The 23608-nt window shown below is 68.4% G+C and carries 18 protein-coding genes and 1 pseudogene; 12 read left to right on the top strand and 7 right to left on the bottom strand.

Annotated features, from left to right (window positions below):
• Positions 1-4 precede the first annotated feature (4 nt).
• Positions 5-274 carry a hypothetical protein gene (locus ACVNF4_RS04165; protein WP_461801272.1) on the bottom strand — a complete coding sequence of 90 codons (270 nt, stop codon included), beginning with the start codon at positions 272-274 and terminating at the stop codon, positions 5-7.
• A 463-nt stretch (positions 275-737) separates the two neighbouring features.
• Here ACVNF4_RS04165 and acnA point away from each other — a divergent pair, with 463 nt between their 5' ends.
• Both acnA and ACVNF4_RS04155 read left to right on the top strand, forming a co-directional pair.
• Positions 738-3452, top strand: coding sequence for an aconitate hydratase AcnA (gene acnA, locus ACVNF4_RS04160; protein ID WP_461801271.1), 2715 nt, complete (start codon positions 738-740; stop codon positions 3450-3452).
• A 247-nt stretch (positions 3453-3699) separates the two neighbouring features.
• Positions 3700-4764: a lytic polysaccharide monooxygenase auxiliary activity family 9 protein gene (locus ACVNF4_RS04155; protein ID WP_461801270.1), complete on the top strand. Its 1065-nt coding sequence runs from the start codon at positions 3700-3702 to the stop codon at positions 4762-4764.
• A gap of 323 nt (positions 4765-5087) precedes the next feature.
• Here the strand turns inward: ACVNF4_RS04155 and ACVNF4_RS04150 are convergent, their stop codons facing one another.
• The 3 genes from ACVNF4_RS04150 to ACVNF4_RS04140 form a co-directional block, all read right to left on the bottom strand.
• Entirely contained in the window at positions 5088-5798 is a 711-nt protein-coding gene (locus ACVNF4_RS04150) for a DUF1775 domain-containing protein (protein ID WP_461801269.1), read from the bottom strand.
• A 28-nt stretch (positions 5799-5826) separates the two neighbouring features.
• Positions 5827-6258: a hypothetical protein gene (locus ACVNF4_RS04145; RefSeq protein ID WP_461801268.1), complete on the bottom strand. Its 432-nt coding sequence runs from the start codon at positions 6256-6258 to the stop codon at positions 5827-5829.
• Positions 6259-6516: 258 nt separating this feature from the next.
• Positions 6517-7515 carry an acetylxylan esterase gene (locus ACVNF4_RS04140; protein ID WP_461801267.1) on the bottom strand — a complete coding sequence of 333 codons (999 nt, stop codon included), beginning with the start codon at positions 7513-7515 and terminating at the stop codon, positions 6517-6519.
• 228 nt (positions 7516-7743) lie between these two features.
• On the opposite strand from ACVNF4_RS04140, the gene ACVNF4_RS04135 reads away from it, so the two are divergent.
• The 3 genes from ACVNF4_RS04135 to ACVNF4_RS04125 are packed head-to-tail and all read left to right on the top strand — an operon-like array spanning position 7744 to position 11345.
• On the top strand, positions 7744-8736 hold the full coding sequence (locus ACVNF4_RS04135) for an ABC transporter permease (RefSeq protein ID WP_461801266.1): 993 nt from the start codon (positions 7744-7746) through the stop codon (positions 8734-8736).
• Between the two features lie 17 nt (positions 8737-8753).
• Positions 8754-9626 (top strand): carbohydrate ABC transporter permease, encoded by an 873-nt coding sequence (locus tag ACVNF4_RS04130; protein WP_461801282.1) that lies wholly within the window; start codon positions 8754-8756, stop codon positions 9624-9626.
• Positions 9627-9662: 36 nt separating this feature from the next.
• Positions 9663-11345 carry an ABC transporter substrate-binding protein gene (locus tag ACVNF4_RS04125; protein ID WP_461801265.1) on the top strand — a complete coding sequence of 561 codons (1683 nt, stop codon included), beginning with the start codon at positions 9663-9665 and terminating at the stop codon, positions 11343-11345.
• A gap of 30 nt (positions 11346-11375) precedes the next feature.
• Here ACVNF4_RS04125 and ACVNF4_RS04120 read toward each other — a convergent pair whose 3' ends face one another.
• The gene (locus ACVNF4_RS04120; RefSeq protein ID WP_461801264.1) at positions 11376-12572 is read right to left on the bottom strand and encodes an RNA-guided endonuclease InsQ/TnpB family protein; all 1197 of its coding nucleotides are present in this window, start codon (positions 12570-12572) and stop codon (positions 11376-11378) included.
• A 153-nt stretch (positions 12573-12725) separates the two neighbouring features.
• On the opposite strand from ACVNF4_RS04120, the gene ACVNF4_RS04115 reads away from it, so the two are divergent.
• The 3 genes from ACVNF4_RS04115 to ACVNF4_RS04105 are packed head-to-tail and all read left to right on the top strand — an operon-like array spanning position 12726 to position 16956.
• On the top strand, positions 12726-14237 hold the full coding sequence (locus tag ACVNF4_RS04115; RefSeq protein ID WP_461801263.1) for a GH39 family glycosyl hydrolase: 1512 nt from the start codon (positions 12726-12728) through the stop codon (positions 14235-14237).
• On the top strand, positions 14234-14908 hold the full coding sequence (locus ACVNF4_RS04110) for a hypothetical protein (protein ID WP_461801262.1): 675 nt from the start codon (positions 14234-14236) through the stop codon (positions 14906-14908). Before ACVNF4_RS04115 ends, ACVNF4_RS04110 begins: the two co-directional genes overlap by 4 nt.
• Positions 14905-16956, top strand: a complete 2052-nt coding sequence (locus ACVNF4_RS04105) for a beta-galactosidase (RefSeq protein ID WP_461801261.1) — start codon at positions 14905-14907, stop codon at positions 16954-16956. The genes ACVNF4_RS04110 and ACVNF4_RS04105 overlap by 4 nt, the downstream gene beginning before the upstream one ends.
• Here the strand turns inward: ACVNF4_RS04105 and ACVNF4_RS04100 are convergent.
• Positions 16950-18899 (bottom strand): alpha-glucuronidase, encoded by a 1950-nt coding sequence (locus ACVNF4_RS04100; RefSeq protein WP_461801260.1) that lies wholly within the window; start codon positions 18897-18899, stop codon positions 16950-16952. The genes ACVNF4_RS04105 and ACVNF4_RS04100 overlap by 7 nt on opposite strands.
• 125 nt (positions 18900-19024) lie before the next feature.
• A pseudogene (locus tag ACVNF4_RS04095) lies at positions 19025-19323 on the bottom strand (glycoside hydrolase domain-containing protein); the annotation flags it as partial.
• 132 nt (positions 19324-19455) lie between these two features.
• Between ACVNF4_RS04095 and ACVNF4_RS04090 the strand changes: the two are divergent.
• The 4 genes from ACVNF4_RS04090 to ACVNF4_RS04075 all read left to right on the top strand — a co-directional run bounded on the left by ACVNF4_RS04090 (position 19456) and on the right by ACVNF4_RS04075 (position 23435).
• Entirely contained in the window at positions 19456-19758 is a 303-nt protein-coding gene (locus ACVNF4_RS04090) for a hypothetical protein (protein WP_461801283.1), read from the top strand.
• Between the two features lie 391 nt (positions 19759-20149).
• Complete coding sequence (gene ngcE / locus ACVNF4_RS04085; RefSeq protein ID WP_461801259.1) at positions 20150-21598, top strand: N-acetylglucosamine/diacetylchitobiose ABC transporter substrate-binding protein; 1449 nt, start codon at positions 20150-20152, stop codon at positions 21596-21598.
• Positions 21599-21614: 16 nt separating this feature from the next.
• Positions 21615-22550 (top strand): carbohydrate ABC transporter permease, encoded by a 936-nt coding sequence (locus ACVNF4_RS04080; protein WP_461801258.1) that lies wholly within the window; start codon positions 21615-21617, stop codon positions 22548-22550.
• A complete protein-coding gene (locus ACVNF4_RS04075) occupies positions 22551-23435 on the top strand; it encodes a carbohydrate ABC transporter permease (protein WP_461801257.1) in 885 nt (294 codons plus the stop codon). It begins immediately after the preceding gene.
• The last annotated feature ends 173 nt before the right edge of the window (positions 23436-23608 follow it).

The raw sequence follows: 23608 nt of genomic DNA, 5'->3' as shown, positions 1-23608 counted from the left end.
GCTATTAGAACGGGGGGTCGGTGGCGGAGGGAGTGGCCCTCGGCGCCTGAAGGACCTCTATCACGTCCCCGACGCGGCCGAGGTCGATGAGGTGCCGGGCGAGGAGTGAGCTGGTGGCGGGCAGGTGGGGTTCGAGGACGGCGACGGCCTCCGCCACGCGGCCGGCGTCCGCCGGCAGGCCGGAGATGCCTTCGGCCGCGTACCGGGTGCCGCTCTCGGGATGCGCCCGCGCCAGTTCGACCGCCTCGTCCAGCAGGCGGAGCGCGGTGTGCACAGAGTGTCGTTGATCCAGTCGTCCCCGCCGGACGATTCCACTGCTGGGGCCTGCACGCGGACGACGCACACGCGCGGTTCGGTGGTGAGCGGATCGTGCGGCACGGCGTCGACGGACCGCACGGCGGCTGGACCTCCCGCCGGCCGAGGCGACCGCACGTGCGGCCGAACTCGCACCGCTTCCGGCGGGCCGGGTGGCACCACCCGCTCCACGTCGGCGCGATCAGGCGCGGCGGCGAGGACCCGTACGACCAGGTTCACTGAGACAGGGGTCGACCGCCCCCGGGCATGACCAACCAGCCCCCATGCATTAGGGTTATCTCGACATCGAGATATCTGCCGAAGGCGTACCGGAGCCGCCCCCTTGGTAAGGGTTACCTAACTTAGCCCTACCTTAGCGGATCGGCCGAGTAGGCATGGCGGCAGGATGCGGTGGTACGCGCACATCAATGAAGGAGACTGTCGTGTCGGCGAACAGCTTCGACGCCCGCGCCACGCTCAGCGTGGGCGACGAGTCGTACGAGATCTTCCGGCTGGACAAGGTGGAAGGCTCGGCTCGCCTTCCGTACAGCCTGAAGGTCCTGCTGGAGAACCTGCTCCGCACGGAGGACGGCGCGAACATCACCGCCGACCACATCCGCGCCCTCGGCGAGTGGGACTCGCAGGCGCAGCCCAGCCAGGAGATCCAGTTCACGCCGGCCCGCGTGATCATGCAGGACTTCACCGGCGTTCCCTGTGTCGTCGACCTCGCCACCATGCGTGAGGCCGTCGAGGCGCTCGGCGGCGACCCGTCGAAGGTCAACCCGCTCTCCCCGGCCGAGATGGTCATCGACCACTCCGTCATCGCCGACAAGTTCGGCACCCACGACGCGTTCAAGCAGAACGTCGACCTGGAGTACGGCCGCAACAAGGAGCGCTACCAGTTCCTGCGCTGGGGTCAGACCGCGTTCGACGACTTCAAGGTCGTCCCCCCGGGCACCGGCATCGTCCACCAGGTCAACATCGAGCACCTCGCCCGCACGGTGATGGTCCGAGGCGGCCAGGCGTACCCCGACACCCTCGTCGGCACCGACTCGCACACCACGATGGTCAACGGCCTCGGTGTGCTGGGCTGGGGCGTCGGCGGCATCGAGGCCGAGGCTGCGATGCTGGGCCAGCCGGTCTCGATGCTCATCCCGCGCGTCGTCGGCTTCAAGCTCACCGGCGAGCTGCCCACCGGCACCACCGCCACCGACCTCGTGCTCACGATCACCGAGATGCTCCGCAAGCACGGCGTCGTCGGCAAGTTCGTCGAGTTCTACGGCGAGGGCGTCGCCGCCACGAGCCTCGCCAACCGCGCCACCATCGGCAACATGTCGCCGGAGTTCGGCTCGACGGCCGCGATCTTCCCGATCGACGACGAGACGATCAACTACCTGCGCCTGACCGGCCGTTCGGCCCAGCAGCTGGCGCTCGTCGAGGCGTACGCCAAGGAGCAGGGCCTCTGGCTGGACCCGAAGGCCGAGCCCGACTTCTCCGAGAAGCTGGAGCTGGACCTCTCGACGGTCGTCCCGTCGATCGCCGGTCCGAAGCGCCCGCAGGACCGCATCGTCCTCGCGAACGCCGCCCAGCAGTTCGCCTCCGACGTCCTCAACTACGTCGACACCGCGGACGAGGCGGGCAAGGAGTCCTTCCCGGCCTCCGACTCCCCGGCCGCCGCGAACGGTGTCCCGTCCAACCCGGTCACGGTGACCGCCGCCGACGGCTCGACGTACGAGATCGACCACGGCGCGGTGACGGTCGCGGCCATCACCTCCTGCACCAACACCTCCAACCCGTACGTCATGGTCGCCGCCGCGCTCGTCGCGAAGAAGGCCGTGGAGAAGGGCCTGACCCGCAAGCCGTGGGTCAAGACCACCCTCGCGCCGGGCTCCAAGGTCGTCACCGACTACTTCGACAAGGCCGGCCTCACGCCGTACCTCGACAAGGTCGGCTTCAACCTGGTCGGTTACGGCTGCACCACCTGCATCGGCAACTCCGGCCCGCTGCCGGAGGAGGTCTCCAAGGCCGTCAACGACCATGACCTGGCCGTGACTTCGGTCCTCTCCGGCAACCGGAACTTCGAGGGCCGCATCAACCCCGACGTCAAGATGAACTACCTCGCCTCCCCGCCGCTGGTCGTCGCGTACGCCATCGCCGGTTCGATGAAGGTGGACATCACGAAGGACGTCCTCGGCACCGACACCGAGGGCAAGCCGGTCTACCTGGCGGACATCTGGCCCTCCGAGACCGAGGTCAACGACGTCGTCGCGAACGCGATCGGCGAGGACATGTTCGCCAAGTCCTACCAGGACGTCTTCGCGGGCGACGCCCAGTGGCAGGCGCTGTCGATCCCCGAGGGCAACACCTTCGAGTGGGACCCGCAGTCCACCTACGTCAGGAAGCCCCCGTACTTCGAGGGCATGACGATGGAGACCACCCCGGTCTCCGACATCACGGGCGCCCGCGTCCTCGCCAAGCTGGGCGACTCGGTCACCACCGACCACATCTCCCCGGCCGGCGCCATCAAGGCCGACACCCCGGCCGGCAAGTACCTCACGGAGCACGGCGTCGAGCGCCGCGACTTCAACTCCTACGGCTCCCGCCGAGGCAACCACGAGGTCATGATCCGCGGCACGTTCGCCAACATCCGCCTGCGCAACCAGATCGCGCCGGGCACCGAGGGCGGCTACACCCGCGACTTCACGCAGGCGGACGGCCCGGTGTCGTTCATCTACGACGCCTCGCAGAACTACCAGGCCGCCGGCACCCCGCTGGTCATCCTGGGCGGCAAGGAGTACGGCTCCGGCTCGTCCCGCGACTGGGCCGCCAAGGGCACCGCGCTCCTCGGCGTCAAGGCCGTCATCACCGAGTCGTACGAGCGCATCCACCGCTCGAACCTCATCGGCATGGGCGTCCTCCCGCTCCAGTTCCCGGCCGGCCAGAACGCCGACTCCCTCGGCCTCACCGGTGAGGAGACCTTCTCCATCGCCGGCGTGACCGAGTTGAACGACGGCACCACGCCGAGCACCGTCAAGGTCACCACCGACACCGGTGTCGAGTTCGACGCGGTCGTCCGCATCGACACCCCCGGCGAGGCGGACTACTACCGCAACGGCGGCATCATGCAGTACGTGCTGCGCAACCTGATCCGCAACTAAGGGTCACCGCAAGGCGGTTGAGGGCCGTATCCCCGGATTCAGGGGGTGCGGCCCTTCGCTGTTTCCGCCAACAGCGTCCGCGCCCGTTTACAACCGCGTCATACGGCGCTACCTTCCCGCACAGGTGGGGTGGGAGCGCTCCCATCCGTGGACCGGAACCCGCGGACGGGACCGCCCCGCCCCATACCCGCGCGCCTGTACTGGAAAGGACGGCTCCATACCCATGTCGCCCACTCTCAGATCTGGCATGATCACGACAAGATTATCGGGATTCCTCCGGACCCGGGCCCTCTTCCTCGTCCTCGTCTCCGTGCTCGCCGTCATCCCGGCGATCGGCCTGATCGTCACGACCGGCGGCAAGGCGGAAGCACACGGCACCCCCATGAAGCCGGGCAGCCGCACCTTCCTGTGCTGGCAGGACGCCCTCACCACCACGGGTGAGATCAAGCCGGTCAACCCGGCCTGCAAGAACGCCCAACAGGTCAGCGGCACCACGCCGTTCTACAACTGGTTCTCGGTCCTGCGCTCGGACGGCGCCGGCCGCACCCGCGGCTTCGTCCCGGACGGTCAACTGTGCAGCGGCGGCAACCCGAACTTCACCGGCTTCAACGCGGCCCGTAACGACTGGCCGCTCACCCACCTGACGTCCGGCGCGACGATGGACTTCTCCTACAACGCCTGGGCCGCGCACCCGGGTTGGTTCTACGTGTACGTCACGAAGGACGGCTTCGACCCCACCAAGACCCTCACCTGGGACGACATCGAGTCCACGCCGTTCGCGAGCGCCGACCACCCGGCGCTGCACGGTTCCCCGGGCACGGTCGAGGCCAACTACTCCTGGACCGCGCGGCTTCCGGCGAACAAGTCCGGCCGCCACATCATCTACATGGTCTGGCAGCGCTCGGACAGCTCGGAGACCTTCTACTCCTGCTCGGACGTCGTCTTCGACGGCGGCAACGGCGAGGTGACCGGCATCCACGAGCCGGGCAACCCGAACGAGCCCGTCCCCGGCACCTGCACCGCCACCCGCCGCACGACCGGCAGTTGGGCGAACGGCTACCAGTCCGAGGTGACCGTCACCAACTCCGGCAACGTCCCGATGCTCGGCTGGATGGTCAACTGGACACTGCCCTCGGGACAGAAGGTGGACAGCCTCTGGAACGGCGCCGCCACCTACACCGGCCAGGACGTGATGGTCCACAACGCCGGCTGGAACGGCTCACTGAGTCCGGGCCAGAGTTCGACCTTCGGGTACGTGGTCACCGGGGCGACCAGCGACAGTACGACGACTCTGCCCTGTCGCGTCGGCTGATCAACTGCTGGGAACCGTAAGGGAAACGGGCTGCTCCGGGCGGACCCGGTGACATCGAGCCGTGTGCCACCGGGTCCGCGAGCCGGACGGCCCCAGGGGGGGAGGGGGCCGTCCGGGGAGGTCCCCCGTTGCCCGGACGACTACACGGACGAGGGGGAGTTCGGGGTGACTTCGCCATCGTGCGGATAACGTTGTCGTTGATTCTGTATGTGTACTGTACAGCGTCAACAGCCGCTGAAGTCAAATGAGTTGACGCACCGTGAGGGAACGGCGAGGGCCGGACGGCACATACGCCGCCCGGCCCCGATGAGCACCGTTTCAGCTCAGCCCGCCGCCTGCCCCCGACGCCGGACGGCGAAGTAGCCGGCGCCCGCCAGAACGACCACCCCGGCGCCGATCGCGGCCCAAGTCCCGCCGGACACACCGCCGTCGTCGTCCTTCTCCGCCGCGGACGACACCGGCGAGGCGGACGGCGTCGAAGCGGCCGGACTCACGGGAACGCTGCTCGCGGGAGCGCTCGGCGTGGGGGCGGGGGGTGGGGTGAGCGCCGCCGGCTTCAACTTCAGTACCGGCGCCGGGTTCCCGCTGTGACTGTGGTCCTCCTCCTCGGACTTGCCCGGCTCCTCCAGCTCGATCCAGCGGTCGACCTTCCCGTCGCCGTACGTCTGGAGCGTCTTGAACACCAGCTCCTTCGCGTCCGGCAACTGCTTGACGAGAACGCTCACTTCGGCGTCCTCCCCGACCGGCAGCGGCGCCCCCTGCACCGCGAACCCGTCCGAAGTCGCCGCCAGCTTCCACCCCTTGGGCCCACCGGCCAGGCTGACGTCCCCCGGCGCGATCCCGGCCGGCAGCACCACCCGCACCTCCTTGATCCCCGCCGACGCCGACTCCGACTCCGCGAACACCGTCACCTCGACGTTCTGCGCGAGAGCCTGCGCCTTGTCGGCCTTGACCTCCACGTGCGCGGCGGCGGACTGGGCCCCCAGCACGACGAGCGCACCGGCCGCGAGCACGGTGAGTGACTTCTTCAACATGACTTTCTCCAGGCAGAGTTGCACACGATCAGTTGGCGTACACCGACCGGTTTCCTGGAGGCCCCCGACGGCTGAGGGTGTGGGCGAGCACAACTCCACCGGCGCGGCGGGGGAGTTCGGTGGTGCGAAGTGAACAGGTGGGTGTCGAGGGTGAGTTCGGGGTGAATCCCACCAACGCCCCGACAGCACTGGTCCGTTCCCGCAGCTCCTGTGCGAGACGCCAGAACACCGAGTCGGCACGCTGGAGCAGCACGGCGACGAGGAGGGCGGCGAGGGCGTGGGCGAGGAGCATGGTGGGGGAGTGGTGGGTGTGGTGCATGTGGCCGACCGAGAGCCACTGATGCAAGGCGCTTTGGGCGAGGACGCAGGTGAAGGCGACCACGGGGAGTGACCGGGGTCGCCGCACCCCGAGGAGCCCGAGCAGGAACAGTGTGATGGCGCCGGTGGAGATTCGCTGCAAGTGCGGTGGCTCTTCGGCGACAAGATGATGAGCGGTGGCACCAAGGGTAGTCCCCACCGCAGCAAACACGACGGCCCGGACCACAGGTATGGGCGCGTCAGCGCCCTTCAGGGGCGCGGGGCTGTATCGATTTGCGGCTCCGCCGCGGGGCGCGACCAGCCACACCCAAGCCGCACCCGCCCACCAACCCTGCACCGCACCCCCTCAGTGATCCGCCCATCATGCTCCAGACGGATACGCATCCCCTCACCCAACCACTCAATTCACCCCCTCGAACACCCCCGCCAGCCACTCCAACTGCAACGCCACATGAACCGCATCCCCACCCTCATGCCCGTTGAACGGGTACGTGTGAATTTCCCGCCGAGGCGACCCCCCACCCACCTCCCCGTACCGATTGAACGCCGCGAACGCCCCACTCGGCGGACACACCCGATCCCGCAGCCCCGTCCCGAAGTGCGCATGAGCCCGAGCCCGCCGGGCGAACGACACCCCCTCCACATAGGACAACGTCCGACAGGCGGCCTCCTCAACTCCCCGATGCACAGAGAGATACGCGGCGATCTCCCCATAGGGCCCCGCGTCCGTGAGATCCAGGGCCCGCCGGATCCCGCACAGCAACGGCGCCGTCACCAACGCGGCGACGACATCGGGCACCAGCCCGGCAACGGCCAGCGCCAGCCCCCCGCCCTGACTGTTCCCGACGACGGCGACCCGGGCCCCGTCCACCCCTGGAAGGCTCCGCACCGCCTCCACCGCCCGCACCGCGTCCACGATCAGCCGCCGGTAGTGGTACTGGTACGGATCCAGCAGCCCCCGGACGGCCACCCCCGGCCCCCCGGCCACCGCGGGCCCGAGATCGAGCGTGCCACCCCCACCGCTCCCGTAACTGTCCCCCTGCGCCCGGTTGTCCATGAGCAGGTGCGCGTACCCGGCGTTGACCCAGGTGAGCCGCTCGTGGGGCAGCCCGCGCCCCCGCCCGTACCCGGCGTACTCGACGACCGTCGGCAGCGCCTCCCGCACCCCGGCCGGCCGGCTGTACCAGGCCCGCACGGGATGCCCCCCGAACCCGGGGAACGTCACGTCCCAGGTCTCCGTCAGCTTCAGCCCGCTGCGCACCGGCTCACTCCGCACGCGCAGCGGACTCTCGGCAGCCGCCTTCAGCGTCTCGTGCCAGAACGCGTCGAAGTCGTCCGGCTCGTCGAGCGGCGGCCGGAAGGACTCCAGCTCAATCAGCGGCAGATCGAACGCGCCCACGGCGACACCTCGCAGGATTCGGTAACGAAAGGGAAACTTGCGGAGCTGGGAAGGGTCGGACCCCCCTGTTCTACCCCCCTGCCGACGCTTCCAACGCACCACCGGTTCCTGAGGAATCTCCCGCATGACCCATTGACAGCGCTTTCTGGGTACCCATAAGTTGCCGCGAAGTTACCGGTAAGAGCTCGAAAGTTTCGGTTCCGCGTCCCCGCTCCGGGAGGCCCGAGCATGAGCACCCCCACCACCTCGGCGCCCCCGCCGGGCACCCAGGACCCACCGCCCCCCACCACCCCGGGCAACCCCAAGTACCCGTCCGCGCGCCGCAGTTGGCGCCGAGCCCTGCGCAGGGACTGGCAGTTGTACTCGCTGGTGATCCTGCCGCTGCTGTTCTTCCTGGTCTTCCGCTATCTGCCGATGATCGGGAACGTCATCGCGTTCCGCCGGTTCGAACCGGGCGGCTCGATCCTGGGCGAGCACTGGGTGGGCCTGCGCTATGTGCGCATGTTCCTCACCGACCCCACCTTCTGGCAGGTCTTCCGCAACACGCTGTGGCTCGGCCTGCTGACCCTCGTCTTCTGCTTCCCGATCCCGATCGTGCTGGCCCTGCTCCTCAACGAGGTGCGCCGCACGGCCGTGAAACGGTTCGTGCAATCGGTTTCCTACCTGCCGCACTTCCTGTCGATCGTGATCGTCGCCGGCATCACGATGCAGATGCTCGCGACGGACGGCCCCGTCAACCACGTCCTCGGCTGGTTCGGCCACGACCCGGTCCGCTTCATCCAGGAAGCGGAGTGGTTCAGGACGGTGTACGTCGGCTCGGAGATCTGGCAGACGGCCGGCTGGGGCACGATCCTCTACCTCGCCGCGCTGACGACGATCGACGACGACCTGTACGAGGCCGCCCGCATCGACGGCGCGAACCGCTGGCAGCAGATCTGGCACGTCACGCTGCCCGGTATCCGGCCCACGATGATCACGCTGCTGATCCTGAACATCGGCACGTTCATGGCGGTCGGCTTCGAGAAGATCCTGCTGCTGTACAACCCGTTGACGTACCCGACCGCCGACGTCGTCTCGACGTACCTCTACCGGGCCGGTGTCGAGTCCAACAGCTTCAGCTACGCGGCGGCGATCGGCCTGTTCGAGGCGGTCATCGGGCTCGTCCTCATCACCTCCGCGAACCAGATCTCGCGCCGCGCAGTGGGGACCAGCCTGTGGTGAAGACCGTACGTACCTCAGTGAGCCGGCCGACGCGCGGCTACCGCGTCTTCCAGGGCGTCAACGGCGTGATCCTCACGGGTGTGGTCGTGCTGACGCTGTACCCGTTCCTCAACATCGTCGCCCGCTCCTTCAGCGGCGAGCGGGAGATCCGCGCGGGTGAAGTCACCCTGTGGCCCAAGGGGTTCGACCTCACGACGTACCGGATCGTCGTCAACGACGGCACGTTCTGGCGGAGTTACGGCAACACCGTGCTCTACACGGTCGTCGCGACCGCCGTGGCCATGGTTCTGACGACCTGTTACGCCTACGTCCTGTCGAAGAAGAACCTCAAGGGGCGCGGATTCCTCGTCGGTGTCGCCGTGTTCACGATGTTCTTCTCCGGCGGCCTGATCCCGAACTACGTCCTGATCACCAGCCTCGGCCTGAAGAACTCGGTGTGGGCGATCGCCCTGCCGAACGCGATCAGCGTGTTCAACCTGCTGGTGATGAAGGCGTTCTTCGAATCCCTGCCGAGCGAACTGGAGGAGGCCGCCGAGATCGACGGGCTCAGTACGTACGGCATCCTGCTGCGGATCGTGCTGCCGCTGTCCAAGGCCGTCGTCGCGACGATGATCCTGTTCTACTCGGTGTCGTTCTGGAACTCCTGGTTCCAGGCGTTCCTCTACCTGGACCGGACGGATCTGATGCCGGTCACGGTCTACCTGCGCAACATCATCGCGGGCGCCACCGGGGCCAACAACGCCGGCGCGAGCACGGAGCAGGGCACGCAGGTCGCGGCGAGCATCCAGGCCGTGACAATCGTGCTCACCTCGCTGCCGATCCTGTGCGTGTACCCGTTCGTCCAGCGCTACTTCGTCTCGGGCGTGATGCTCGGCGCGGTCAAGGGCTGACCGCTGCAACGTGCGCAACCTCAAGGAGGAGCACCGGTGAAGAAGAACTCCCGCCAGAACTCCCGCCACAACGCAGGCCAGTTGTCGCGCCGTCAGATCCTGGCCGCCGCCGGGTTCGCCGGCCTCGCCACCCTCACCGGCTGCGGCGGCGGTGACGACGGCGGCGACTCGAAGGACCTCACGAAGAAGCGGAACGGCGCGATGGACGACTACCGCGTCGGCCGGCAGTTCAAGGCGGCGAAACCGCTCTCCTTCGACGTCCTGCACAACGACAACCCGGCCTACCCGATGAAGAGCGGCTGGCTGTTCTGGAAGGAGGTCACCCGCCTGACGGGGGTCACCCTCAAGCCGATCTCCGTGCCGCTCAGCGACTACGAGAAGAAGCGCAGCCTGCTCATCGGCGCGGGTGACGCACCCTTCCTCATCCCGAAGACGTACCACCCCTCGGAGGTCGCGTTCGTCTCCTCCGGGGCGATCCTCCCGGTCAGCGAGTACGTCCATCTCATGCCCAACTTCCAGGACAAGGTGAAGAGATGGAAGCTGGAGCCGGAGATCGACTCGATCCGCCAGTCCGACGGCAACTACTACCTGCTGCCCGGCCTGCACGAGAAGCTCAAGTCCGGCTACTCCATGGCCTTCCGCACCGACGTCCTCAAGAAGCACGGCCTCGCCCTGCCCACCACCTGGGACGAGGTCTACAACGTCCTCAAGGCGCTGAAGACGCAGTACCCGGACCGCTACCCGTTCTCCGACCGCTGGAACGTCAACACCCCTTTCCCGCCAGGGGCGTTCTTCGGCTACCTCGGCCAGGCGTACGGCATCAAGGCCGGCTGGTCCTACGACAACATCAGCTGGGACGGCACCAAGAAGAAGTTCGTCTTCACCGGCGCCCGTGACGAGTTCCGCCAAATGATCGAGTTCGTCGCCAAGTTGGTCTCCGAGAAGCTCATGGACCCCGAGAGCTTCACCCAGACCGACGACGACGCGCAGCAGAAGCTCCTCGCCGAGAAGTCCTTCGCGATCAGCGCCAACCCGCAGGTCCTGGTGCAGGAGTACCGCTACAACCTGGCCAAGCAGGTCAAGGGCGCCACCATCGAAATGGTCCCGGTGCCACTCGGCCCGGCAGGCCCCGTCGTGCTCGGCGGAAACCGGCTGGAGAACGGCGTCATGATCGCGAGCAAGGCCCTCAAGAGCGCCGACTTCGTCGCGATGATGCAGTTCGTGGACTGGCTCTGGTACTCCGACGAAGGCCAGCGGTTCTGCAAGTGGGGTGTCCAGGGCACCACTTACACCTACAGCGGCGGCCAGTACAAACTGGAGCCCGGCATCTCCCTGATGGGGTCGGTCCCGGACGCCCCGAAGGACCTCCAGAAGGACTTCGGCTTCTTCGACGGCGTGTTCACCTACGGCGGCAGCTGGGCGCTGGTCTCCTCCAACTTCAGCCCCGACGAGAAGAAGTTCCAGGACGCGATGGCCCAGCGCAAGGAACTCCCCGTGGACCCGGCCCACCCCCTCGAATCCTTCGAGCAGGAGCAGGCCACCCTCTGGGACACCCCCCTCAAGGACCATGTCGGCCAGAACGCCCTCCAGTTCGCCCTCGGCAAGCGCCCCCTGTCCGAATGGGGCTCCTACGTCTCGGAGTTGAAGGCCAAGAACATGGACCAGCTCGTCGCCCTGCACAACAAGGCGTACGAGCGGTACCGGAAGGACCACGGTTGACATCCTCCCCTCCCTGGCGGGAGGGGATTCCTACGGCTCGCGCCGTGGGGTTTTCTGCTTCGTCGCCGACTGCCCGCCCGGAGAACTCCGTTGAGGTCTTACACCGGCTCCACAGACAGACACCGCCAGTCCGGCGGCCAAAAGGTTCTTCGCTGCGTTCACGTCCCGGTCGTGGGTCGTCCCGCAGCCGCACGTCCAGGTGCGGACGCTCAGCGGCATCTTGTCCTGCAAGGTGCCGCAGGTGGAGCACAGCTTGGACGAGGGGAACCAGCGGTCGACCGCGATCACTTCGCGCCCGTACCAGTGGGCCTTGTACTCCAGCATGTTCCGGAAGTCGGCCCACGCCGCGTCAGAGATGGCGCGGGCCAGTCTGCCGTTCTTCACCATGTTCCGAACGGTGAGGTCCTCGATCACGATCGTTTGGTTCTCACGAACGAGCCGAGTGGTCAGCTTGTGCAGGTTGTCCCGGCGCCGGTCGGCAATCCGGGCGTAGATCCTGGCGGTCTTCCGGCGGGCCTTGCGGCGGTTGGCGCCATCACCCTCTGCTTTGCGGGCAAGCTGCCGCTGGGCCTTGGCGAGACGGGCACGGTCGCGGCGCTCGTGCCGGGGGTTGGAGATCTTTTCGCCGGTCGAGAGTGTCAGGAGGTGGTCGAGTCCGACGTCCACGCCGACGGCCGTACCGGTGACCGGAAGCGGTTGAACCGTCGGGTCCTCGACCAGCATGGACACGTACCAGCGTCCGGCCGCGTCCTGCGACACGGTCACCGTGGACGGCGTCGCACCTTCAGGGAGGGCACGGGACCACACGATGTCGAGCGACTCCGCCATCTTCGCCAGGGTCAGCTTCCCGTCCCGGAACCGGAACGCGCTGGTGGTGTACTCCGCCGACTTCCGCGACTTCTTCCGCGACTTGAAGCGCGGGTACTTCGCGCGTTTGCCGAAGAAGTTGGTGAACGCCACCTGGAGGTGCCGCAGGGCCTGTTGCAGAGGGACGGAGGAGACCTCGTTGAGGTACGCGAGCTCCTCGGTCTTCTTCCAGACGGTCAGCATCGCCGACGTCTGGTTGTAGTTCACCCGCTCCTGCCGAGTCCACGCTTCCGTGCGCGCCGCGAGCGCCAAGTTGTAGACCTTCCGTACACACCCGAATGTGCGCGACAGTTCGGCTGCCTGCGCATCGGTCGGATGGAAGCGGTACTTGAAAGCCCGCTTCACGTAGGTGGTCCTCACAGTTCACATGTTAATGCATCAGTTTGTGAGCAGGCGCGGCAGTCGGGCGTACGCCGGTCCGCCCTGACCGCGAACCGGCTCTCCCTGCCCTGCTCCGCAGGAGCTTCGTTTCCTCTCCCGGCTGAAGCCGGGAGCATCCATGAAGGAACCCCGATGATCCGCGTCCCCGCCGAACCCCTGGGCCCCTTCTCCGGCGCCTGGCGCCAGTGCGTCGGCACCGGGCGGGCCGACCTCGCTCTGCGCCGCGACCACCAGGACTCCCTGCGCCTCGTCCAGCAGGAGATCGGCTTCCGGCACATCCGGGGCCACGGACTGTTCAGCGACGGCATGGGAGTCGTCCGCCCCTATGAGCACGACGGCACCCGGGGGCTGCGCCGCAGCTTCACGTACGTCGACCAGGTCATCGACGCCTACCTCGAAATCGGGATCCGCCCGTTCCTCGAACTCGGTTTCATGCCCGAGGAGTTGGCGTCCGGGACGCAGACGGTGTTCTGGTGGAAGGGCAATGTCACCCCGCCCCGCTCGCACCAGGAGTGGGCCGACCTCGTCCGCGCCACCCTCGTCCACCTCATCGACCGGCACGGCCTCGACGAGGTCCGCACCTGGCCGATCGAGGTGTGGAACGAACCCAACCTCGCGGACTTCTGGCAGGGCGCCGACGAGAAGGCGTACCACCAGCTGTACGAGGTGACCGCGCACGCCGTGAAGGAGGTGGACGGCTCTCTCCAGGTCGGCGGCCCCTCGATCTCCCCCGGCGCCGACGAATGGCTGCCCCGTTTCACGGAGTTCACCGAACGGAACGACGTCCCCCTCGACTTCGTCTCCCGGCATGCCTACAGCTCGGGCCCCGCCCAGCGCGTCCCCTTCGCCAGCTACCAGACCCTCGCTCCGGCAAGGGACCTCCTCGACCAGTTCGCGCTTCCCCGCCGCCGGCTCAAGGGCACGCGGTTCGCCGGACTCCCCGTCCACATCACGGAGTTCAACTCCTCCTACTGCCCGGACAACCCGATCCACGACACCGCCTTCAACGCCGCCTACCTGGCGCCGGTCCTCGCGGAGGGCGGTGAGCTGGCCGACTCCTTCTCCTACTGGACGTTCAGCGACACGTTCGAGGAGGCGGGCGTCCCCACGTCCCTCTTCCACGGCGGCTTCGGGCTGTTGACGCACCGTCAGGTCAGGAAGCCCACGTTCCACCTGTACGCGTTCATGTCCCGGATGGGTGAGGAGCTGCTGTCGAGGGGCGAGAACCACTTGGTGACGAGGCACCGGGACGGCCGGGTAACTCTCCTCGCCTGGGCCCCGGTCGACCCTTCGGGCGAGACGCCGGGCCCCACCCACCACGAACTCCGCCTCTCCGTACCGCTCACCGCAGCCGGCGAGGCGTTCGTCCGCCGCTCCACCGTCGACGAGGACCACGGCAACGCGTACACCGCCTGGCGCGAGATGGGCAGCCCCCGTTCCCCGAAACAGGCCCAACTGGACGTGCTGCACGAGGCGTCGGAGCCGGCCCGCAGCCACTGCCGCCTCCCGCTGGCGGACGGCAGGGCGGACGTCCGGCTGACGCTGGCCCGCAACGAGATCACGCTGGTGGAGCTGACGCCGGTGGTGGACGAGGCGTCGGAGTGGTGGGACGAGGGACGGCTGCTCGGCAGGGAGCCGCGATGAGCGCCGACAGCGCCGTCACGTCGTTCGGCACGGGCCCCCTCTCCCGCGCCGCCGTCCTCGTCCACACCCTCCTCACCACAACCGCGCTCCTCCTGCTCACCGCGTCCCCCGGCCTCATCCCCCTCCTCCTCATCGGCCCCACCCCCCTCACCGCCCTCTTCCTCCTCCCCCTCGGCCCCGCCGCCTCCGCCGCCCTCTACGCCCTCCACCACCGCGGCACCGACCTCACCGACCTCCACCCGGCCCGCACCTACCGCCACGGCCTGCGCATCAACACCCTCCCCGCGCTCAGACTCTGGACCCCGCTCCTCACCTGGCTGACGGTGATCGCCTTCACCCTCACCCACTTCTCCGCCACCGGCCTCCCCGCCTGGTGGGCGGCGATCCTCGCGGCAACCGCTCTCATCGCGTTGCTGTGGGGCGCCCACGCCCTGATCCTCACCTCCCTGTTCACGTTCCGCGCGAGGGACACCGCCCGCCTCGCCGCCTACTTCCTGCTCCGCCACGGCAGAGCCACCCTCGGCGCCCTCTCCCTCCTCGTCCTCACCGCCACGGCGACAGCCCTCCTCACCGAGGCCCTCCCCGCCCTCCTGTCGGCCCCCCTGCTCCTCTCCCTGCTGCACACCGCCCGCCCGGTGATCGCCGAGACGAAGGAGAACTTCACCGTATGACCGACAAGATCCGGTACGGCGGCGACTACAACCCCGAGCAATGGCCGAGGGAGGTGTGGACGGAGGACCACCGGCTGTTCGGCGAGGCGGGCGTCGACACGCTCACGGTGGGCGTGTTCATCTGGTCGCTGACCCAACCGGCGGAGGACACCTACGACTTCACGGTCCTGGACGACATCCTGGACCGGGCGGCGGCCGAGGGCAGAAGCATCTGTCTGGCGACCGGGACGGCCGCGCTGCCGCCGTGGCTGGCCAAGCGGTACCCGGAGGTGAACCGCACGGACTTCGAAGGCCGCCGCCACCGCTACGGCCGGCGGCACAACTTCTGCCCCAACTCCCCGGCGTACCGGCGCCTGTCGACGGCGATGGCGGCCCGCCTCGCCGAACGCTACGGCACCCACCCGGCGTTGCTGGCCTGGCACGTCAACAACGAGTACGGCGGCGCCTGTTACTGCGACCTGTGCGCGGAGGCGTTCCGGCAGTGGCTGCGGACCCGGCACGGCACGCTCGACGCCCTCAACGACGCCTGGTGGACGACGTTCTGGTCACACCGGTACACGGACTGGGCGGAGATAGAACCGCCGAACGCGCTCACCGAACACTGGAAGGGCCCCGACCACACCGCGTTCCAGGGCATCACCCTGGACTACCGGCGGTTCATGACGGACGCCCTCCTCGGCTGCTTCACGGCGGAGAAGGCGGCGATCCGCGAGCACGACCCGGAGACCCCGGTGACGACGAACATGATGGGCGCCTACCAGCCCCTGGACTACCACCGCTGGGCCCCGCACCTGGACTTCGCGTCGTGGGACAACTACCCGCCCCTGGACGCCCCGCCGACCCGCCCGGCCCTCGCCCACGACCTGATGCGCGGCCTCAAGGACGGCGCCCCCTTCTGGCTGATGGAACAGACCCCGTCGACGACGGCGTGCCGCGACGTCAACCCGCTGCACCGCCCCGGCGAACTCCGCCTCGCCACCTGGCAGGCCGTCGCGCACGGCGCCGACGCGGCCCTGTACTTCCAGATGCGCGCCGCACGCGGCGCCAGCGAGAAGTACCACGGCGCGGTCATCGGCCACGCCGGCCGCGACGACACCCGCACGTTCCGCGAAGTCGCCGCCCTGGGCCGCGAGTTGGCCGACCTCGGCGACCTCACCCTGGGCGCCCGCACCCCCGCCCGCACCGCGCTCCTCTTCGACTGGGACAGCTGGTGGGCCCTGGAGATCTCCGACGGCCCCTCCCGCCTCGTCCGCTACCTGGACGTCGTCCACACCTACTACCGCGCGGCCCGCGAGGCGGGCGCCGACGTCGACGTCGTCCCCGTCACCGCCGACCTCACCCCCTACGACGTCGTCATCGCCCCCGCCCTCCACCTCATCAAGGGCGACCTGGCGCAGCGCCTCGAAGGCGTCGCGAAAGCCGGCGGAACCGTTCTCACCACGTTTCTGTCGGCCCGCTCCGACGAACACGACCGCGCCTTCCTCACCGACCTCCCCGGCCCCCTCGCCCCGCTCCTCGGCATCCGGATCGACGAGTGGGACTCCCGTCCCCCGGAGGTCGTACAACCCGTAGTACTCCCGGACGGCCCCGAGGCGCAGGCCCGGCTGGTCTTCGAGATCGTGCAGTTGCGCGGCGCGCGGCCCGTAGCCCCCTACGGGACGGACTTCTACGCCGGCACCCCCGCCGTCACCCGCAACCGCTTCGGCGACCGCGACGGCGAGGGCTGGTACGTCGCCACCGCCCTCGACCAGCCCGGCGTCGACCACGTCGTCCGCCTCGTCCTGGCCCGCCACCACCTGATCGGGCCCTACGCCGACCACCCCACCGTCGAGACCGCGACCCGGGTCACCGAGGACGGCACACCCCTGCTCTTCCTCCTCAACCACGCCCGCGAGCCGGTCCGGCTGACCGCCCACACCACGACGACCGACCTCCTCACCGGCAAACGGGTCCAGACAGGTACCCCGCTCGTGCTCGACCCGCTCGGCGTCGTGGTGCTCAAAGCGGACAACCCCCAGGAGAAGCCCCGCAGCAGCCGCTTTCAGTGAATGACCCGGCCCCGCTCGTCCGGCACCCCCGACTTGCGGAAGAAGTAGCTGTTCACCTGATCCCGCCACTCCCGCGCACTACGCACCTGCTCCTCGAACCGCTCCGCCCCCCGCGCGAACCGCTCCGGCTCCACCACCCCCTTGAGGCCCGCCCACACCCGGCGGGCCTCCTCCGCCTCCTCGACCCCCTCGAAGTGCGTGTCGTAGATGTGCTGGATCACCGTCTTCCCGCTCTTCAGCACATGCCCGTACGGCACATGGTGGAAGAACAGCAGGAGCTCGTCCGGGCAGCTCTCCACCGCCCCGTACACCGACGCCCACGGCTCCCCGTACTGCCCCGCGTACCCCGTCCCGGTCGCCACGCTCCGGTCGACACCCACCCCGTCCCGGTCGGCGAAGTGGTAAGTCCCCCAAGGGCTGTACTCGTACCCGTCCACACTCGGCCCGTAGTGATGCCCCGGCTGCACCATGAACCCCACCCCGAGCGGCGCCGTGTACTTCTCGTACATCGCCCAGGACCCGGCGAGAAGGGCCCGCAGCCCATCCAACTCCCGTTCCCCGAAGGTGAGTCGGAGCCATTCGTCGAGCACGTCGAGGGGTTCCGCACCCGGCTCCCACGCCAGCCGCCCGAACGTGTACAGATTCGCCTGCGCCAGCGGATGCCCGGTCCAGAACGGATCGTCCCCGACGTTCGACACCGCGACCAGCTCCGACGCCAACTCCCCGACGGACGGCCCCTGTTCACCACCGGGCCGGAACCGCAGCACCTGACTCCACATCGGACCCAGCCAACAGGCGTGCCGCTGCTGCCCGGTGTACTCCTGCGTGGCCTGCACCTCCACCGCGAACCGGGTCCGGGGCAGCGCTCCCAGCACCGGCGACACCGGCTCCCGCACCTGGAAGTCCATTGGTCCGTGCTTCACCTGGAGCACCGCGTTCGCCGCGAACTCCCCGTCCAGCGGGGTGAAATGGTCGTACGCGGCCCGCGCCCGGTCCGTCGAGCGGTCCCGCCAGTCCTGCCGGTGGTCGTAGACGAACGCCCGCCAGTGGACCGTCCCGCCGAACGGCGCGAGCGCGGCGGCCAGCATGTTCGCCCCGTCCGCGTGCGAGCGCCCGTAGGCGAACGGCCCCGGCTGCCCCTCGGAGTCGGCCTTCACCACGAACCCCCCGAAGTCCGGGACCGCCGCGTACACCCCCCGCACCACGGCTGCCCACCACTCCCGCACCCCCGCGTCCAACGGGTCCGACGTCCCGAGCCCGCCCAGCACCATCGGCGCCGCGAACGTCACCGACAGATGCGTACGGATTCCGTACACCCTCAACACCTCGGCGATCTCGGCGACTTCACCGAGCCGGTCGGTCAGCAGGCGTGCCTCCGCCGCGTGCACGTTGACGTTGTTGACGCAGACCGCGTTCACCCCGCACGCCGCGAGCAGCCGGGCGTACGCCCGCACCCGCCCGAGATCCCGCCGCGCCTGACCGTCCGCCCAGAACAACGACCCGCCCGCATAGCCCCGCTCGACCTGACCCATCACCGGGTGCACGGCCACGTTGTCCCAGTGGTCCACCATCCTCGACGCCAGTGCGGGGGAGTGGACCTCGGTCCGCACCGGCCCCCGGAACGCGTCCTCGCCGAGCCGGACGACGTGGAAGAGCCCATGGAGCAGGCCCGCCCCGACCGAGGCGGTGACCGAGGCGCGGGAACCGTCGAAGGCGAACTCGAAGCCCTCGGCGCCGAGTTCCCCCTCGGACACCTCCAACAGCAAGTCGTACGCCGTGTCGGAGGCCACCTCCCCGCCGAACCGCCCGCAGGCGTCCCGCACTTCCTCCCGCACGGTCTCCACCAGGGCCCCGACACCCCGCACCAGCACCCGCCGGGATCCCAGCGCCCGGAACGCCTCCGTGGGCAGCCAGGCGGGGTCGAGGACTTCTGTGGACGGCATGGATCCCCCAACTCGGCGGCTCAGGCGAGCAGTTCGACCTCGGACGGCACCGCATCGCCGTCGAGCGGCAGACGGTACTTCCCGTACGTACCCGCAGACCCCACGGAGAACGCCCGCGTCTGCCCGCCCCACGCGAACGACTCCCCGGTAACCCGCCAGTGACCGTCACGATCACGGCCTCGGAAGAAACCGGCCTCGGCGTCGAACAAGTGCACATATCCCTGGGCCCTGTTGAGGAAGTAGGCGGACTCCTCGCGGTACCGCTCCTCACCCGTGCGCCGGTACAGCTCCTGGCCCATCCGCGCGATGCCGTAGCCGTTGACGTAGCCCTCCAGCGCCCAGGACAGCCCTCGTGGGTGTCGGTGGACGTGTAGCCGAGGAACGGGGAGGTCGTCGCCCCCGCCCTCGCTCCCGCCCCCGCACTCGCCCCTGCCCCCGATCGACCCCGGTCAGCATGCTGGGCGGCACCGGCACCGGCACCGGCACCGGCCCCGCACCCCCACCCACCCCGAACCGCACATCGGCGATCTGAAGCAGCCCGGCACCCCGATTCGCGGTGACCTCCAGCCGGAATCGACTGAAAGCCGCCCCCGAGACCGCGTACGACGCGAGCCCCACCGGCCGGGGGAACGCGAACTCCCCCCACCCCGTCGCCGCGAACGTCAGCCACTTGGAGCCCGGTTCGCCGTCCACGCCGAAGGACCCCCGCGCCTCGTCGACGGTGTTCGTCCGGTCGGGTGCGGGATCGCCGGACTCGAAGCCTGACGTGAAGGAAGCCGTTTCCGCACGTGGCACAGCTGCCACCGCCCCCGGCGAACCGACCGCCGAGGCCATCGCACACAGTGCCACGATCGGGTGAAACCGCTTGCACCACCGAAGCCGTTCCCGCCGCTGCCGTATGCGTGCCGCACCCTCCCGCACCGCTCGCACGAACCGGATCGGACAACGTTTTCCCACTGCCGGTGCGGGAATCAGTAGGTGGTCAAGTGACCTGTGATGTCAAGGACGTTCACTGGGGAAAGCGCTTGTGGTGTCGCGAATTCGGCGCCTGGGACGGAAAGGGGCTGTCCGGATTTCCGCGAGGTCTCAACTTGGGTAACAGCCACGGCCAACCTTGCATTCGATCTTGCTCCGCCGCCGGGAAATGGACTATACCTGTCGGCGTTTCCTGCACGACTCTGCTTGACCCGACGCGGTGCCGGCGCTGGTCCGGTACCGCCCTGAGTCCTGGAGAAGGCGAGGACTTGAGCATGGGATCCACATCCGCAGAAAGCCGGGGACCGGCAGGTGTCGGCCGCCGGACGATGATCAGGACGACCGCGGCGCTCGGACTCTCCGTGCCCGCCCTGTCGTTCCTCACCTCCTGCGCCAGCAGCGGCGGCGACAGCGGTGAGAAGCCGAAGACCGGAACGAAGTCGGCCGCGAACCCGCTCGGCGTGAACGACACGGCGACCATGGAGTTCGTCCTGTTCGACGGCGGTTTCGGCACCCAGTACGCGAAGGACGCCGTCGCCCAGTACAAGAAGGCGTTCCCCAAGGCCGAGGTGAAGTTCTCGTCCACCCAGAAGATCCAGAGCGTTCTCCAGCCCCGCTTCAACCAGGGCACCCCGCCGGACCTCATCGACAACTCCGGCGCCGAACAGATGGACATGGGCGTCCTGGCCGGCAAGAACCAGCTCACGGACCTCACCCCGCTGCTGGACGCGCCGTCCCTCGACGACCCGAAGAAGAAGGTCCGCGACACCCTGCGCCCCGGCATCGTCGAGATGGGGCAGCTCGACGGGGCGCCGGTGTGGATCATGTACTACGCCTACACGGTGTACGGCGTCTGGTACTCCCAGAAGGCGCTGGACGCCCTCGACTCGGCGTACCCCGAGACCTGGGACCAGATGCTCGCGGTCTGCGAGAAGGCCAAGAAGAAGGGCATGGCGGGCTGGACGTACGCGGGCAAGTACCCGTACTACCTGCCGTTCTCGCTCTACCCGATGATCGGCAAGGTCGGCGGCCGGGAGGTCCTCGACGCGATCGACAACCTGGAGCCGAACGCCTGGAAACACCCGGCCGTCAAGGCCTGTTTCGAGGCGTACTACGAGCTGTACAAGAAGGGGTACGTCCTCAAGGGCACCCCCGGTCTGGACCACATCCAGTCGCAGACGGCGTGGGCGCAGGGCAAGGCGCTGTTCATCCCCAACGGCTCCTGGGTGGAGAACGAGTCGGCGAGCGTCATCCCGGCCGACTTCAACCTCGCGGTCTCGGCGCCGACCGGCATCGACTCCGCCGACAAGATGCCGTTCGGCACGATCTGGGCGTCCGGCGGTGAGCCGTTCATCGTCCCCGCGAAGGCGGCCAACGCCCTCGGCGGCATGGAGCAGTTGCGGATCATGCTGAGCGAGGCGTCGTCGCGGAACTTCACCTCGAAGGTCAAGTCACTGACCGCGTTCAACGGTGGCACCGACGGCATCACCCTTACCCCCGGCCTCAAGTCGGGCGTTGCGGCCCTGGCGAAGGCCGGCTCCAACGTTCTGAACCCGCGGCTCCAGGACTGGTACGTCAAGCTCCAGAAGGAGCAGATCGGCGTCTCCGCCCTCGGCGAGATGATGGCGGGCCGGCTCACCCCGGTCGAGGCGATCAACAAGATCCAGGGCTTCGCCGACGCCGCCGCGAAGGACACGTCCATCAAGCACTACAAGCACCAATGAAGGAAGCGGTGGAGCGATGAGGCACGGCCAGTACCGGTTCGCCGCCGGGTTTCTCGCGCTGCCCCTCGGGCTGTACGCCCTGTTCGTCCTGTGGCCGTTCGTCCAGTCGATCTACTACTCGTTCACCGACTGGACCGGCCTGAGCCCCGAATTCAAGATGGTCGGATTCGCCAATTACCGGCGGATGTTCCAGGACGACGTGTTCTGGAAATCGTTGCAGCACAGCCTGCTCTTCGCGGTCGTGCTGCCGCTGGTGACGATCGGGCTCGCCCTCTTCCTCTCCTTCATGATCAATGTGGGCGGTGGAGGGGGGAAGGGGAAAAAGGGCGGCCCGGTGATCAGGGGCGTGCGGGGATCGGCTTTCTACAAGATTGTTTATTTCTTCCCGCAGGTCCTGTCGATCGCGATCGTCGCCCTCCTGTTCGCCTTCGCCTACAACCCGGACAGCGGCGCGATCAACTCGATCCTGCGGGGCGTGGGCCTCGGCGACGTGCAGCCGCTGTGGCTCGGTGACCCGGATCTCGCGCTGTGGTGCGTGATGGCGGTGCTGGTCTGGTCGACCGTCGGGTTCTTCGTCGTCCTGTTCTCCGCCGGCATGGCGTCGATCCCGGCCGACCTGTACGAGGCGGCGCTGCTCGACGGCGCCGGCCGGGGTACGACGTTCTTCCGCATCACCCTGCCGCTGCTGTGGGACACCGTGCAGTCCGGCTGGGTCTACATGGGCATCCTCGCCCTCGGCGCCGAGTCCTTCGCCGTCGTCCAGATCATGACCGTCGGCCCCGGCGGGCCGGACTACTCGACGACGGTCATGACGCTGTACGTGTACCAGACGGCGTTCCGGGACGGCCAGGCCGCCTACGCCACCACCATCGGGGTCGCCCTGCTCGTCGTCACGCTCGCGTTCGCCGCGGTCGTGATGCGGCTCGGGCGGCGGGAGCGGCTGGAGTACTGAATGACGACGACCGAGACGCCGGTGGCGAAGACCTCTGAGGAGCAGCACGCGGCACCCCGTACGAAAGGCGTGCTGAACGTCTTCTCCCACGGGGTGCTGGTCCTCTGGGCGGTGATGGTCGTACTGCCGTTGGTCTGGGCGGTGATGACGTCCTTCAAGACCGACTCGGCGATCTTCAACTCGCCCTGGTCGCTGCCCGACCGGCTGCACTTCGGCAACTGGGGGCGGGCCTGGACCGAGGCCCACATGGGTGAGTACTTCTTCAACACCCTGGTGGTGGTGGGCGGTTCACTCGTCGGGACGCTGGTCCTCGGCTCCATGGCGGCCTATGTCCTGGCCCGCTTCGAGTTCCCGGGAAACCGTTTCATCTACTACTTGTTCGTCGGCGGCATGAGCTTCCCGGTGATCCTCGCCCTGGTCCCGCTGTTCTACGTCGTGAACAACATGGGCCTGCTCAACACCATCCACGGCCTGATCCTCGTCTACATCGCCTACTCGCTGCCGTTCACCGTCTTCTTCCTGACGGCGTTCTTCCGCACCCTGCCCACCTCGGTCGCGGAGGCCGCGTTCGTCGACGGCGCCTCGCACGCGCGGACGTTCTTCCAGATCATGCTGCCGATGGCCCGGCCCGCTCTGGTCAGCGTCGGTATCTTCAACTTCCTCGGCCAGTGGAACCAGTACCTGCTGCCCACGGTGCTCAACACGGACCCCGACAAACGCGTCCTCACCCAGGGCCTCGTCCAGCTCGCCGTCAGCCAGGGGTACAAGGGCGACTGGTCCGGCCTGTTCGCGGGCCTGGTCATGGCGATGCTGCCGGTGCTCGCGGCGTACGTCGTCTTCCAGCGGCAGGTGGTCGCCGGACTCACGGCCGGTGCCCTGAAATGAGTCCGGCCATGTCTCGAAGCGATCCCCCGTACACCTGGTGAAAGCGGCGGAAAACGCTTGCACAAGGCGCCGCGCGGCGAGGGGCCGGCCCCTCGCCGTCCATATCCCCGGAAACTGTTCAACCTCTTGACGGGAGGCGACCGGAACGGCTCAGCTTAGAGTTCACTAGTTGG

This window comes from Streptomyces sp. S6, assembly GCF_054880855.1.
Note: the sequence above shows the minus strand (reverse complement) of the source record. Positions and strands in the feature narration are given on the sequence as shown.